The 14,640-nt window shown below is 68.9% G+C and carries 9 protein-coding genes and 1 tRNA gene; 1 reads left to right on the top strand and 9 read right to left on the bottom strand.

Features of this window, described 5'->3' with window-relative positions:
• Positions 1-81 precede the first annotated feature (81 nt).
• The gene (locus ABIB25_RS10480) at positions 82-666 is read right to left on the bottom strand and encodes an ANTAR domain-containing response regulator (protein ID WP_354528383.1); all 585 of its coding nucleotides are present in this window, start codon (positions 664-666) and stop codon (positions 82-84) included.
• Positions 667-872: 206 nt separating this feature from the next.
• On the opposite strand from ABIB25_RS10480, the gene ABIB25_RS10475 reads away from it, so the two are divergent.
• A tRNA-Leu gene (locus ABIB25_RS10475) sits at positions 873-946 on the top strand.
• Positions 947-1,055: 109 nt separating this feature from the next.
• On the opposite strand, the gene ABIB25_RS10470 is transcribed toward ABIB25_RS10475, so the two are convergent.
• From ABIB25_RS10470 to trpB, 8 genes are all read right to left on the bottom strand, one after another.
• Positions 1,056-2,204, bottom strand: coding sequence for a cation:proton antiporter (locus ABIB25_RS10470; protein WP_354528382.1), 1,149 nt, complete (start codon positions 2,202-2,204; stop codon positions 1,056-1,058).
• A 143-nt stretch (positions 2,205-2,347) separates the two neighbouring features.
• Positions 2,348-3,187: an acyl-CoA thioesterase gene (locus ABIB25_RS10465; protein WP_354528470.1), complete on the bottom strand. Its 840-nt coding sequence runs from the start codon at positions 3,185-3,187 to the stop codon at positions 2,348-2,350.
• Positions 3,188-3,343: 156 nt separating this feature from the next.
• Positions 3,344-4,762 carry a pyruvate kinase gene (gene pyk / locus ABIB25_RS10460; protein WP_354528381.1) on the bottom strand — a complete coding sequence of 473 codons (1,419 nt, stop codon included), beginning with the start codon at positions 4,760-4,762 and terminating at the stop codon, positions 3,344-3,346.
• Between the two features lie 185 nt (positions 4,763-4,947).
• Complete coding sequence (locus tag ABIB25_RS10455) at positions 4,948-6,399, bottom strand: glutamate synthase subunit beta (protein ID WP_354528380.1); 1,452 nt, start codon at positions 6,397-6,399, stop codon at positions 4,948-4,950.
• Complete coding sequence (gene gltB / locus ABIB25_RS10450) at positions 6,392-10,990, bottom strand: glutamate synthase large subunit (RefSeq protein WP_354528379.1); 4,599 nt, start codon at positions 10,988-10,990, stop codon at positions 6,392-6,394. Before gltB ends, ABIB25_RS10455 begins: the two co-directional genes overlap by 8 nt.
• Before the next feature lie 344 nt (positions 10,991-11,334).
• On the bottom strand, positions 11,335-12,558 hold the full coding sequence (lgt, locus tag ABIB25_RS10445) for a prolipoprotein diacylglyceryl transferase (protein ID WP_354528378.1): 1,224 nt from the start codon (positions 12,556-12,558) through the stop codon (positions 11,335-11,337).
• Positions 12,558-13,400 carry a tryptophan synthase subunit alpha gene (trpA, locus tag ABIB25_RS10440; RefSeq protein WP_354528377.1) on the bottom strand — a complete coding sequence of 281 codons (843 nt, stop codon included), beginning with the start codon at positions 13,398-13,400 and terminating at the stop codon, positions 12,558-12,560. Before trpA ends, lgt begins: the two co-directional genes overlap by 1 nt.
• The gene (gene trpB / locus ABIB25_RS10435) at positions 13,400-14,629 is read right to left on the bottom strand and encodes a tryptophan synthase subunit beta (RefSeq protein ID WP_502919788.1); all 1,230 of its coding nucleotides are present in this window, start codon (positions 14,627-14,629) and stop codon (positions 13,400-13,402) included. Before trpB ends, trpA begins: the two co-directional genes overlap by 1 nt.
• Between the last annotated feature and the right edge of the window lie 11 nt (positions 14,630-14,640).

Here is a 14,640-nt window from a genome sequence, read left to right as displayed (position 1 = left end):
ATCCCCACGCCGACTGATGCTCAATCGTGACCTAGACCCCGGCGCTGTCCGGGTCCGGCCGCGACCGCCGGGACCCGGCGCCTAGGCCTTGGTACCGAGTCCGTCCAGCACAGCCTGGGCGACGGCCTGCATCGAGGTCCGCCGGTCCATGGCCGTCCGCTGGATCCAGCGGAACGCCTCCGGTTCGGTCATCTTCTGGTTGGTCATCAACAGGCCCTTGGCCCGGTCGATGAGCTTCCTGGTCTCCAACCTGGCCGTGACGTCGGAGACCTCTTCCCGCAGCGCCACCATCTCCGCGTAGCGCGCAACGGCGAGTTCGATGGCCGGCAGCAGGTCCGCCGGCGAGAACGGCTTCACCAGGTAGGCCATGGCCCCGGCATCCCGGGCCCGCTCGATCAGGTCTCGCTGGGAGAACGCCGTGAGCATCACCACGGGCGCGATCTGGCCGGACACGATCTCCGCCGCGGCGTCGATCCCGTCCTTCTTGGGCATCTTCACATCGAGGATCACCAGATCCGGCTTGAGCTTGATGGCCAGCGCCACCGCTTCCTCACCGTCACCTGCCTCACCGACGACCTCGAAGCCTTCCTCCGCCAACATCTCGGCGAGATCCAGCCTGATCAGAGCCTCGTCCTCGGCGATGAGAACGCGACGCGGACTGGTCATCAGCCACCTCCTGCGTTGTGGTGCTCGTGAGTACTGCGCAACCGTTTTCGGCTGCCGACGGAGCCTACCGACAGGATGTAACTCCTGTGTGACGGTCCACGTCGGAAGGAAGCGTTTCCGCTGGGCCGGAAAGGACCGGGTGTGATGCGGCACTACCCGCTCGCGCCAGCCGGGTAGGCTATGCCGGTCCCGCTCGCGGGAAGCCTGCCCCCGTATCCCAATTGGCAGAGGAAGCGGATTCAAATCCCGTTTAGTGTCAGTTCGAGTCTGACCGGGGGCACTGTGACACTGCCGGACTTCGTCCGAGACCATGCCCACCTGGGCGACGATGACACTGCCGGACTGCGTCCGGGGGCTTCCCGGATTCGGGTACTCGATGACATTGCCGGTCAGGGCTTCGCCTCTGGTTTCACCGGTCCCGAACGCGACGCCACCGCCGCGGCCGCGCTCGTCACCGCGACACTGATCAGGGCCGCGGCCAGGATCGCTCCCCCCTCCCCCGGCGCCAGCAGCCCCGACCGGGTCCCGATGGTTACCGCCGCCACCGGCACCCCGAGTTGGGCTCCGGCCAGCAGCGCCAGCGACAAGGGCTGACCGGCCAGCGCAGCGGCGGCGTGGATCAACCCGGTGCCGCCGGCCAGCAGGCCGGCGACCAGCAGCATCCGCGGATTCGAGCCGACCGCACGCAAGTCCAGCGACGCGCCGAGCCACACGAAGAAGATCGGCGACAGGAATCCGTCGCTGACCGAGAACAGTTGCTTGGCAAGCCTTCTCGGCTCCCCACGGCTGGCGATGACGATCCCGGTGACGAACCCGGCGAGCATCACCGAGACACCGACCGTCTGTGCCAGTCCGCCGAGGGAGAAGACGATGATCAGGTTCCAGCGCAGCTCGAGCCCGAAGTGCCGCTTCTTGGAGAGTCTCTGCAGCTTGTGCAGCACGCCGGATCTGCTCAGCAACATCATGACGACCAGGACCACGCCGCCCGCCGCGATCACCGCCACCGCACCGATGGCAGCCCCGAGAGCCTTCGACGGGTTCTCGGCGAGCGGAAGGGCGACGATGCAGACGGTGTCGGCGACCGCCACATGCACCACCGTGGCGATCACCCGGTCCCCGGTGAGGCCGGCACCGTCGATGACGGGCATCACCAGAGCGGCCGAACTCGACGCGAGCAGGACGGCGTAGAGCAGCCCGTGCCCGGTGCCCGCGACGGCGGCGATACCGAGGCCGGCGGGGACGGCCAGCACCCCGGTGCCCGCGGCCAACGCAAGACCGCGGCCGAGCTGTGACCGCAATGCGGCCTCCCTGATCGGCACGTGGCTCCCGGCGACCAACATGACGAGTGCGAATCCGGCCGAGGCCAGGAACGACAGCACCGGATCGTCCGGGTGGACCCAACCCACCCCCGTCCGCCCGACCACGACGCCCACCAGGATCTCGCCGACCACCACCGGAATGCGCAGGCGGGCCGGGGTGGCCAGGATCGGACCGATCAGACCCACGGCGATCACCAGCGCCAGAGCTGCGAGGGTCATCTCACGTCACCGCCCGTCTCTCGGATCACCGCCCGTCGGGAACGGCCGGCGATCCGCCCGTCGGCGACACCGCGAAATGATGATCATCACATCAGTCCTACCCGGCTGCCGTCCGCAGGGGCGGATACCGGTCGGCGCAGGTGCTACCCGACCCTGACCAGGCCCTCCTGCACGACGGTCGCCAGCATGGCACCGTCGGCGGCGAAGAAGTGTCCCATCGCCAGCCCTCGCGATCCGGAGGCACTGGGCGAGTGGGTGTCGTACAGCACCCAGTCGTCGACCCTGATCGGCCGGTGGAACCACATCGCGTGATCCAGTGACGCCAGCTTCAGGGTGCTCCACGTCCCGCCGAGCCCGTGCGTCGTCAGGATCGAGTCCAGCAGGGTGAGATCAGAGAGGTAGGCCAGCATGCAGACGTGCAGCAACTGGTCGTCGGGTAGAGCGGAGAGGCTCTTGAACCACACCTGATTCCGGGCGGCGGCCTGTGGTTGCGCTCCGAAGTGCCACGGTGGTTCGTTGACGTAGCGCGTGTCGAACGGCCGCGGGATCCGGTTCATCACCGCCAACGGGGCCGATGCGGCAGCGACTCGCTCCGCGAAGGTCGGCAGTGACTCCGGCGCGGGCACCTCTGGCATCGGATCGCCGTGGTCAGGGCCGTCCTGGGCGAGCTGGAACGAACCGGACAACGTGAAGATCGCCTTGCCGTGCTGGATCGCCACCACCCGTCTGGTGGTGAAGGAGCTGCCATCCCTGGTCCGGTCGACCTCGAAGACGATGGGAACGGCCGGATCCCCGGGACGGAGGAAGTAGGCGTGCAGGGAGTGCACCCGGCGATCCGGTGAGACGGTGCGCCCGGCGGCCGTCAGCGCCTGCGCAGCGACCTGCCCGCCGAACACGCGCATCGTCGATTGCTCCGGAGACACACCCCGGAACAGGTTGTCCTCCAACCGTTCCAGGTCGAGCAGGGTCAGCAGCCCGGCCATCGCCTCGGGGCCACTGCTGGGGTTCGGTCCGTCGGGCAGGTCGCTCGGTTCGTCCACAGCGATCACCGTAGTGGCTGTGCGGCCTCACCCGATGACGGTGCGGCTCTCGTCACGGTCATCGGGTGGGCCGGGTGCGCGAACAGTACGGTTGCGCGGTCAGTCCTTGTAACCCAGCCGGTGCACCCGGATCAGGTTGGTCGAACCCGAGGTGTTGGGCGGCGAGCCGGCCACGATCACCACGGTATCGCCGGCGTGATAACCGGGGACCTGCAGCATGGCCGAGTCGACCAGCTCGACCATGGCGTCGGTGGTGTCGACCGGGGCGACCTGGAAGGTCTTGGTGCCCCACGTCAGGGCGAGTTGGTTGCAGGTGGACTCGAGCGGGGTGAACGCCAGCAGCGGCAGGTTGGTGTGCAACCGGGCCAACCGCCGGACGGTGTCGCCGGACTGCGTGAACGCCACCAGCGCCTTGGCCTCCAGCCGCTCCCCGATGTCGCGGGCCGCGTAGGAGAGCACGCCGCGCTTGGTGCGGGGGACGTGCGTCAACGGCGGGACGACAGTGGTCTCGGCCTCGACGGCCTCGATGATGCGGGCCATCGTCGCGACGGTGACGAACGGGTACTTGCCGACCGAGGTCTCGCCCGAGAGCATCACCGCGTCGGCGCCGTCCAGCACGGCGTTGGCGACGTCCGAGGCCTCGGCCCTGGTCGGCCGGGAGTGCTCGATCATCGATTCGAGCATCTGGGTGGCGACGATGACGGGCTTGGCGTTCTCGCGGGCGATCTGGACGCAGCGCTTCTGCACCAGCGGCACCTGCTCCAGCGGGAGCTCGACGCCGAGGTCACCACGGGCGACCATGACGCCGTCGAACGCCAGCACGATGGCTTCGAGGTTGGCGACGCCTTCCGGCTTCTCCAGCTTGGCGATCACCGGGATGCGGGTGGCCCCGACCTCGTCGATGACGGCGTGCACCAGATCGACGTCGGCCGGCGACCGGACGAACGACAGGGCGATGAAGTCGACGCCGAGGGACAGCGCGAACTTGAGGTCCGACACGTCCTTCTCGGACATGGCGGGTACGGAGACGTTCATGCCCGGGAGCGAGATGCCCTTGTTGTTGCTGACCGGGCCGCCCTCGGTGACGGTGCAGCGGACGTCGTTGCCCTCGACGGTGGTGACGACCAGGCCGACCTTGCCGTCGTCGATCAACAGGCGGTCGCCGGGACGGGCGTCGTTGGCGAGGCCCTTGTAGGTGGTGGAGACGCGATCGGCGGTGCCGATGATGTCGTCGACGGTGATGGTGACGGTGCTGCCGGTCTCCCAGACGTGGGGTCCGTCGCTGAAGCGGCCGAGGCGGATCTTCGGCCCCTGCAGGTCGGCGAGGATGCCGACGGTCTTGCCGAGCTTCTTCGCGGCGGAGCGGACGTGACCATGGACGATCTGGTGATCGGCGTAGTCACCGTGGCTGAAGTTCATCCTGGCCACGTTCATGCCGGCCTCGATCAGCGAGGTGATCGCTTCCTCGGAGGACGTGGCTGGGCCAAGGGTGCAGACGATTTTTGCGCGGCGATCCATGCTCTGAGAGTAACTGTTTTCTGAACCGATTCCGTCATCGGGGTCACACTGCCTCCGGCCGCGCTTATCAACATCGTCTGCGCTGACGAAGGTGGCCGTTTTGGGACGCGTGGTGCGCGAATCGACCCGATCATGAGCGCCGGCGAAGTTGATAAGCGCGGTCGGGGTGGGCTGGGGCCGGAACCTCAGCGCAGGGCGATGGCGGTGGGCTGGAGCGGGTCGGGCAGGCTGGACCCGCCGGAGAGATACGCGTCCACACCGGCCGCAGCGGAGCGCCCCTCGGCGATGGCCCAGACGATCAGCGACTGCCCGCGACCGGCGTCGCCGGCCACGAAGACCCCGGGCATGTTCGTCATGTAGTCGTCGTCGCGGTCGACGGTGCCGCGGCCCGAGATGTCGATCCCGAGGTCGTCGAGCAGACCCTCGCGCTCCGGGCCGACGAACCCGAGCGCGAGCAGCACCAGATCGGCCTCGAGGTCGGTCTCGGTGCCTGCTGACGGGATGAACCCGCCGCCGACCCGCTTGCCCTCGACCAGGTGGATCCCGGTGACCCGCCCGTCGGTGCCTTCGAACGACGTCGAGTTGACGCCGAACACGCGCTGGCCACCCTCTTCGTGGGCGGCAGACGTGCGCAGCAGCAACGGGTACACCGGCCACGGCGTCGACGGATGACGGGTCACCGGCGGCTGCACGTGGATGTCCAGCTGCGTCACCGACGCGGCGCCCTGACGCAGCGCGGTGCCGTAGCAGTCGGCCCCGGTGTCACCACCGCCGATGATTACCACGTGCCGGCCGGCGGCGTCGAACCGCGGCGCGAGATCAGCGGTGCCCTCGAGGGCTTTGTTGGCGCTGACCAGGTAGTCCATCGCCAGCTCCACTCCGTCGAGCCTGCGCCCGTCGACCTGCAGCTCGCGCGGGACGGTCGAGCCGGTCGCGATGATGATGGCGTGGAAGTTGTGGCGCAGGTCGGCCACCGACAGGTCGACGCCGACGGCGCAGTGGGTGAGGAAACGCACGCCCTCGGCCGTCATCTGCTCGAGGCGGCGGTCCAGCACGTCACGGCCCATCTTGAACTCGGGGATGCCGTAGCGCATCAGCCCGCCGATGCGGCCGTCACGCTCGAAGACCGTGACCTCGTGCCCGGCCCTGGCCAGCTGCTGCGCTGCGGCGAGGCCGGCCGGCCCGGAACCGACGACGGCCACCTTCCGGCCCGTCGACACGGCCGCCGGCCGCGGGGCGAGCCCGCCGTCGGCGATCGCCCGGTCCGCGATCTGCTGCTCGACGACCTTGATCGACACCGGGTCGTCACCGATGGCCAGGACACAGGAGCCCTCGCACGGAGCCGGACACAGCCGGCCGGTGAACTCGGGGAAGTTGTTCGTGGCGTGCAACCGGTCGGAGGCGTCCTCCCACCGGCCGGTGCGGACCAGTTCGTTCCACTCCGGGATCAGGTTTCCGAGCGGACAACCCTGGTGGCAGAACGGGATCCCGCAGTCCATGCATCGGGCAGCCTGGTCTCGCGTCTCGGCCTCGCTGAACGGCTCGTACACCTCTTTCCAGTCGCGCAGACGCAGCGGGACGGGACGACGGGTTGGCGTATGACGCTCGTACTTCAGGAACCCGCTGGGGTCAGCCACGGGAGGCCTCCATGATCAGATCGTCGGCATCGACGCCGGTTTCGGCAGCGCGGGCCTGCAGCGCCAGCACCTTGCGGTAGTCGCGCGGCATCACCCGGGAGAACCGGGCGGACTCCTCCGGCCAGGCGGCCAGCAGAGCCCTGGCAATCGGCGAACCGGTGTACCTGGCGTGGTCGGCCACCACCTCGCCGAGCCAGATCAGCTCGTCGGCGTCCAGGACCTCGACGTCGACCAGCTCCTTGTTGATCCTGGTCAGATCGGCATCCAGCAGGTAGCCGATCCCACCGCTCATGCCGGCGGCGGCGTTGCGGCCGGTGCGGCCGAGGATCACCACCCGCCCGCCGGTCATGTACTCCATCGCGTGGTCGCCGGTGCCCTCGGCGACCATCAGCGCGCCGGAGTTGCGGACGGCGAACCGCTCCCCCACCCGACCGCGCAGGTACAGCTCGCCGGACGTGGCGCCGTACCCGATGGTGTTGCCGGCGATCACCTGCGTCTTGGCGCCGGGCGCCTGGGCCGGCGAGTCCTCGGCCGGCTTCACCACGATGCGGCCGCCGGACAGACCCTTGGCCACGTAGTCGTTGGCGTCACCGGTGAGGGTGATGACGATGCCCGTCGGCAGGAACGCCCCGAGGGACTGCCCGGCGGTGCCCGTCAGGTCGAGGTCGATGGTGCCGGCGGGGAGTCCCTCCGGGCCGAACCGACGGGTCACCTCGGAGCCCAGCATGGTGCCGACCGTCCGGTTGACGTTGCGGACGAGCGACGTCAGCCGCACCGGTGAGCCGTCGGTCAGGGTCTGCGCGGCCTGCTCGATGAAACGCGCATCCAGCGTGTCGGACAGGTCGTGCTGCGCCGGGTTCGTGCAGGAGTGACCGGCATCGATGTCTGCCACCGCCAGGAGCGGCGCCAGGTCGAGTCCGCGGGCCCGGTGGTGGTCGACCGCGGGGGCGATGTCCAGCAGTTCGGCGTGACCCACCGCCTCGGTGATCGACCGGAACCCAAGGGCGGCAAGGTATTCGCGCACCTGCTCGGCCAGGAACAGGAAGAAGGTCTCGACGAACTCCGGCGTCCCGGTGAACCGCTCGCGCAGCACCGGGTTCTGGGTGGCGATGCCGACCGGACAGGTGTCGAGGTGGCAGACACGCATCATCACGCAGCCGGCGACCACCAGCGGAGCGGTGGCGAAACCGAACTCCTCGGCGCCCAGCAGGGCGGCGATGACGACGTCACGCCCGGTCTTCAGGCCGCCGTCGGCCTGCAGCCGGACCTGTTCGCGCAGACCGTTGAGCCGCAACGTCTGCTGTGCCTCCGCGAGCCCCAGTTCCCAGGGCTGGCCGGTGTGCTTGAGCGAGGTGAGCGGCGCGGCACCGGTACCGCCGTCGTAGCCGGCGATGATGACCAGGTCGGCGTGGGCCTTGACCACACCGGCGGCCACCGTGCCGACCCCGGGTTCGGCGACCAGCTTCACCGATACCGCGGCCCTCGGGTTCGCGTTGCGCAGATCGTGGATCAGCTGCTTGAGATCCTCGATCGAGTAGATGTCGTGGTGCGGCGGCGGCGAGATCAGCCCGACACCAGTGGTGGCGTGCCTGGTCTTGGCAATCCACGGGTAGATCTTGTTGCCCGGAAGTTGGCCGCCCTCACCGGGTTTGGCCCCCTGGGCCATCTTGATCTGGATCTCGTCGGAGTTGACCAGGTAGGCGCTCGTCACACCGAACCGGCCTGACGCCACCTGCTTGATCGCGCTGCGTCGCGCCGGGTCGAGCAGCCGCTCGACGTCTTCGCCGCCCTCGCCGGTGTTGGATCGTCCACCGAGCCTGTTCATGGCGATGGCCAGCGTCTGATGGGCTTCGATCGAGATGGAGCCGTAGGACATGGCCCCGGTGACGAAGCGCCTTACGATCGCCTCGACGGGCTCGACCTCGGTCAGCGGGATCGGCGTCCTGACGTCGGTGCGCAGGCCGAACAGGCCACGCAGCGTGCCGCCCTTGCGGGACAGTTCGTCCACCGTGTCGGTATACCGCCGGAACACCGAGACCTGCTTCGTCTTGGTGGCGTGCTGGAGCAGGTAGACGGTCTCCGGGTTGAACAGGTGGATCTCGCCCTCCCGACGCCACTGGTACTGGCCGCCGATCTCCAGGCCGCGGTGCTCGCGCACGGCCGTGTTGGAGACGAATGCCAGCGAGTGCCGTTCCAGGATGTCCTGCGCGATGACGCCGAGATCGCTGCCGCCGGTGCGGGAGGTGGTGCCGGTGAAGTATTCGCCCAGCACGCTCTCGTCGATACCGAACGCGGCGAACGCCTGGGCCTGGCGGTACGAGCCGACCGTCGAGATGCCCATCTTGCTCATCACCTTGAGCACGCCCTTGCCGAGCGCGTAGACCATGTTGGTCACCGCCTTGGCCGGGGTCGTGTCCCCCAGCAGACCGGTGACGGCCAGGTCCTCGGCGGACTCGAGCGCCAGGTACGGGTTGACCGCGCCCGCGCCGTAGCCGAGCAGCAGCGCCACGTGGTGCACCTCGCGGGCGTCGCCGGTCTCGGTGATCAGCGCAACCTTCGTCCGGGACTTCTGCCGGACCAGGTGCTGGTGGACGGCGGAGGTGAGCAGCAACGACGGGATCGGCGCATGCCGCGCGTCGCAGTCGCGGTCGGACAGCACCAGGATGCGGGCGCCGCCGGCGATGGCCTCGTCGGCCTCGCGCCGACATCGCTCCAGCGCGGATCGCAGGGCTTCCGCGCCGCCCTCCACCTCGTACAGGCCGGAGATCACCGACGAGGCGAAGCCGGCCATGTTGCCGTCGGAATTGACGCCGACCAGCTTGGCCAGGTCGTCGTTGTCGATGACCGGGAACGGCAGCGAGATCTGCCGGCAGGAGTTGGGGGACGGAGCCAGCAGGTTCTCCTCCGGCCCGATGACGCTGGACATGCTGGTGACGACCTGCTCGCGGATGGCGTCCAGCGGCGGGTTGGTGACCTGGGCGAAGAGCTGCGAGAAGTAGTCGAAGAGCAACCGCGGCCGGGCCGACAGCACGGCCTCCGGGGTGTCGGTGCCCATCGATCCGATCGCTTCGGCTCCGGTGGCCGCCATCGGCGTGACGAGGATCCGCAGGTCCTCCTCGGAGTAGCCGAACACCTGCTGGCGGCGCAGCACGGCGTCGTGGGAGGTGACCACGTGCTCACGGGCCGGGAGGTCGCCGAGCGGGACCAGTCCGGCATGCACCCAGTCGGCGTACGGGTGCTGGGCCGCGAGCCGCGACTTGACCTCGGCGTCGTCCATGATCCGGCCGACGACGGTGTCCACCAGGAACATCCGGCCGGGCTGCAGGCGGCCACGCTCGATGATCTTCTCCGGCGGGATCGGCAGCACACCGGCCTCGGAGGCCAGCACGACGGTGTCGTCGCTGGTCAGCCACCACCGTCCGGGGCGAAGGCCGTTGCGGTCCAGCACCGCTCCGAGCAGACGGCCGTCGGTGAAGGTGACACAGGCCGGGCCGTCCCATGGCTCCATCACCGACGCGTGGAACTCGGCGAAGCCGCGGATCGCCGGGTCCATCGTGTCGCGGCTGTTCTCCCAGGCCTCCGGGATCATCATCATCACGGCGTGCGGCAGGCTGCGACCGCCGAGGTGCAGCAGTTCCAGCACCTCGTCGAACGACGCGGAATCAGAGGCGAGCGGGCTGTTGATCGGGAAGACGCGGGACAGGTCGCCGGGGATCAGGTCGGTGGCCAGCAACGCCTCGCGGGCGCGCATCCGGTTCCGGTTGCCGCGGACCGTGTTGATCTCGCCGTTGTGCGCGATGAAGCGGAACGGGTGGGCCAGCGGCCAGGCCGGGAAGGTGTTGGTGGAGAAGCGGGAGTGCACGATCACGATCGCGCTCTCGACCCGGGTGTCGCGGAGGTCGTCGAAGAAATCCGGCAGCTGCTGGGTGGTCAGCATGCCCTTGTAGACCATGGTCCGGCTGGACAGGGACGGGAAGTACACGTCCACGTCAGCCGCCACAGTCTCGTTCTCGGATCGCTTGCGCACGGCGTACACCAGGCGGTCCAGTGCGATCCCGTACGGACGGTGACCATGCTGGTCGGCCGGGCCGGCCAGGAAGAGCTGCTCGAAAACGGGCATGACGTCGAGCGCCATCTGCCCGACTCCGGCGCCCACCGGGTCGATCGGGACGGAGCGCCAGCCCAGCAGGTCGAGCCCCTCCTCCGCGATGATGGCCTCGACGATGGCCTTGGCGCGGACCCGCTCCTCGTCATCGGCGGGCAGGAAGGCGATGCCGACCGCGAAGGCGCAGCCGTCGGGCTCCTGACCCTCGCGGTCGCCGCAGGCCACTGCGACGGGCAGATCGAAGTCGACGACGGCGCGCAGGAAGCCTTCCGGGACCTGGAACAGGATGCCGGCACCATCGCCCACGGCCGGGTCAGCGCCGGCGGCACCACGGTGCTCCAGGTTGATCAGTGCCGTGATGCCGTCGGCGACGATCTTGTTGCTCCGTCGTCCCTTGATGTCGGCGACCGCGGCCACGCCGCAGGAATCGCTCTCGTATGAGGGGTCGTACAGGCCCTGGGGACCCGGAATTGCCGAGTACTTCACGGCAAGCCTCCCGTCGTCGTCGGTGCGACCGACATCATCGATTCCGTATCCGGACCGGCGATGGGATCACAGCGAATGTTGCTGTCAGTGGCGGCAGTACTGGATGGGGCTGGATCCGGTGGGGCTGGACGGTGTGGGCGTGCGTGTGAACGCCACCCCATCGGAAAGGCCACGATGAGGTCTCAGCAGACACCAGAGGGATCACCGCCGATGCAGAACCGCAAACCCCATTCCGGGTGACCAGGACGACGGTGGCCCAGTTAACGGCAGATTACAGGACTGACGCGAAACGAACACCACGGCAGGGCTTTCCCACAGGTGGGAGGGGCTGCCGGACCGCACGATCAGGCCTCCGGGCGCCGTTCAGACCCGTCGACGCCGGATGACGTGGATGGCGTCACCTGTTCGGCCGTCGTCCGTTCGGAAGCCCCGTCCGAACCTGACGAAACCGGTTCCGACGGTGCGCCGGCGGTCACCGATGCTTCGTCCAGGTGTTGCGTCTGCTTCGGGTCCTGGTCGGGATCCAGGTCGGAGTCAGCCGTCTCGGCAAGCTCCACGCCGGCCCCGTCCAGCTGCTCGCCTGCCGTCTCGGTGGCCGGGCCGGTCTCGACCTCGCCGGCTGCCAGTTTGGGCGGTTTGCCCTGCAGGCTCGCCGGGTCCTCCCGCTCCACGCCGCGACGGGCGATCAGGATCGCCACCGAGACGATGAACAGCAGGATCGAGGTGAACACGTTGATCCGCAGACCGAGGAAGGTGTTTGCCGTGTCGATGCGGAGGGTTTCGATCCAGCCGCGGCCGAGGGTGTAGCCGGCGACGTAGAGCCAGAAGACCTGCCCGCGACCCAACCGGAACTTCCGGTCGGCCCAGACCAGCACGGCAGCGATGGCCAGGTTCCACAGCAGCTCGTACAGGAACGTCGGCTGGTACGTCCCGCACAGCACCGTCGGGTCGGCCTTGATGTAGGTCGGGTTGAACTCGGGGGCGGCGCCCGTGTTGAGAGGGTCGCAGCCGAGAATCGTTCCCGATTCGCCTCCCGGGGTGCGCAGGAAGACGTCCAGGCCCCAGGGGAGCGTGGTCTTCGACCCGAAGAGTTCCTGGTTGAAGTAGTTGCCGAGCCGGCCGATCGCCTGCGCCACGATGATGCCGGGCGCAACGGCGTCGGCGAACGCGGACAGCGGGACCTTGTAGTAGCGGCAACCCAGCCACGCACCCACCCCGCCCAACGCGATGGCGCCCCAGATGCCGAGGCCGCCGTCCCAGATGGCGAAGGCGTTCCACGGGTTCCGGCCCGCCCGGAAGTAGAGCTCGTTGTCGGTGATGACATGGTAGAGCCGACCGCCGACCAGGCCGAAGGGCACGCAGAACACGGTGATGTCGGTGACCCGGCCGGGGCGGCCGCCTCGCGCAACGAAACGACGATTGCCCCAGATGACGGCGACGATGATGCCGATGATGATGCAGAACGCGTAGGCCCGGATCGGCAGGATCCAGAGGTGGATGACGCCACGCGGAGGTGATGGGATGCTCGCGAGGTACTCGGTCGCAGCGGCGACCGGTCCCGTCGTCATCAACGGGCTGCCGGTGCTTCGGCCACCGCGGTCGACATCGTGGCGACAGGCCGCTCGGCGGAACGGACCCCGGTGGCCAGATCCTCGGCCAGCGCCCGGACGGCCGCCGGACCCTCCGCCGCGGCGGAGGTGAACGCGGACCCGACGATCACGGCGTCCGCGAAGGCGGCGATCTGGGCGGCCTGGGCTCCGGTGCGGACCCCGAGCCCGACCCCGATCGGCAGATCGGTGAGCTCACGGCACTTGGCGACCAGCGCTGGCGCGGCCGAGGAGACCTGGTCCCTCGCCCCCGTCACACCCATCGTCGACGCCGCATAGAGGAACCCTCTGGTGGCCGCAGCGGTGATGCTGATCCGCTCGGCGGACGAGGACGGTGCCACCAGGAAGATCGGGTCGATCCCGTACTGCTGCGCGGCGTCCAACCAGGAGCCGGCCTCGTCGACGATCAGGTCGGGAGTGATGACCCCCAGCCCGCCGGCGGCGGCGAGATCACGGGCGAAGTTCTCCACGCCATAGGCCAGGATCGGATTGAAGTAGGACATCACGACGGCGCGGCCGCCGGCCGCGGAGATGCGCTCGACGACGGTGAACGTGTCCCGCAACCGAAAACCGTGGCCTCGGGCCGTCTCTGCGGCCGCCTGGATCACCGGACCGTCCAGCACAGGGTCGGAGAACGGCACACCGACCTCGACCAGGTCGCACCCGCCCTCGATCATGGCAATCAACGTGTCAGCCGACTCGTCGACCGTCGGGAACCCGGCCGGCAGATAGCCGACGAGTGCCGCCCGACCCTCGCGTCGGGTGCCGGCGAAGACGTCTGCGAGCACGTCGGGACCGGACATCAGACCGCCTCGCCGCTGGTGACTCCGGCGATCATCTCGACACCGGGTAGGGGATGGATCGCCGCCCCGGACTTGTCGTCCCCCAGGCCGAACCACTCCATGGCGGTCTCCATGTCCTTGTCACCGCGACCCGAGACGTTGATCAGCACGATGCCGCCGGGCCCGATCTCCTTCGCCAGGGTGACGGCCCCCGCGATCGCATGGGCCGATTCGATGGCCGGGATGATGCCTTCCGTGCGGCTCAGCAACGCGAACGCGTCCATCGCCTGGGTGTCCGTGATGGACCGGAACTCGGCCCGCCCGATCTCCGCGAGGTGCGCCTGTTCAGGGCCGACCCCGGGGTAGTCCAGCCCGGCGGAGATGGAATGCGACTCGATGATCTGACCGTCGTTGTCCTGCAACAGGAATGACCGCGCACCGTGCAGTACGCCGATGGTGCCGCCGCTGATGGTCGAGGCGTGCCGACCGGTCTCGATGCCGTCACCGCCGGCCTCCATGCCGACCAGGCGCACGTCGGCGTCGTCCAGAAAGGCGTGGAACGCGCCGATCGCGTTGGAGCCGCCGCCGACGCAGGCCACCACCGCGTCGGGCAGCCGGCCCGTCATGTTGAGGACCTGCTGGCGGGCCTCCAGACCGATGATCCGCTGGAAATCCCGGACGATCAGCGGGAACGGGTGCGGGCCGCCGACGGTACCGAACAGGTAGTAGGTGGTCGCAACGTTGGTCACCCAGTCGCGGAACGCCTCGTTGATGGCGTCCTTGAGCGTCGCCGAGCCCGAGTCGACCGCGATGACCTCGGCGCCGAGCAGGCGCATCCGGGCGACGTTGAGGGCCTGGCGCTCGGTGTCGACCCGGCCCATGTAGATCGTGCACTGCAGGCCGAGCAGCGCAGCGGCCGTTGCGGTGGCGACGCCGTGCTGGCCGGCACCGGTCTCGGCGATGACTCTGGTCTTGCCCATCCGCTTCGTCAGCAGAGCCTGGCCGAGCACGTTGTTGATCTTGTGGCTGCCGGTGTGGTTGAGGTCCTCGCGTTTCAGCAGGATCCGCGCTCCCCCGACGTGGGCGGTGAGCCGCTCGGCATCGGTGACGGGGCTCGGCCGTCCGGCATAGTCCTGCGCGAGCCGATCGAGCTCGGCGAGGAACTCGGGGTCGATCCGGGCCTTGCTGTAGGAATCCCAGACCTCGTCCAAGGCGCCGACCAGCGCCTCCGGCAGCCAGCGGCCACCCATCGTTCCGTAGT

The sequence above is a fragment of the Nakamurella sp. UYEF19 genome (assembly GCF_040546275.1).
Taxonomy (GTDB): domain Bacteria; phylum Actinomycetota; class Actinomycetes; order Mycobacteriales; family Nakamurellaceae; genus Nakamurella.
The sequence above is the reverse complement of the archived record's forward strand: the minus strand, read 5'-3'. Positions and strand labels throughout refer to the sequence as shown.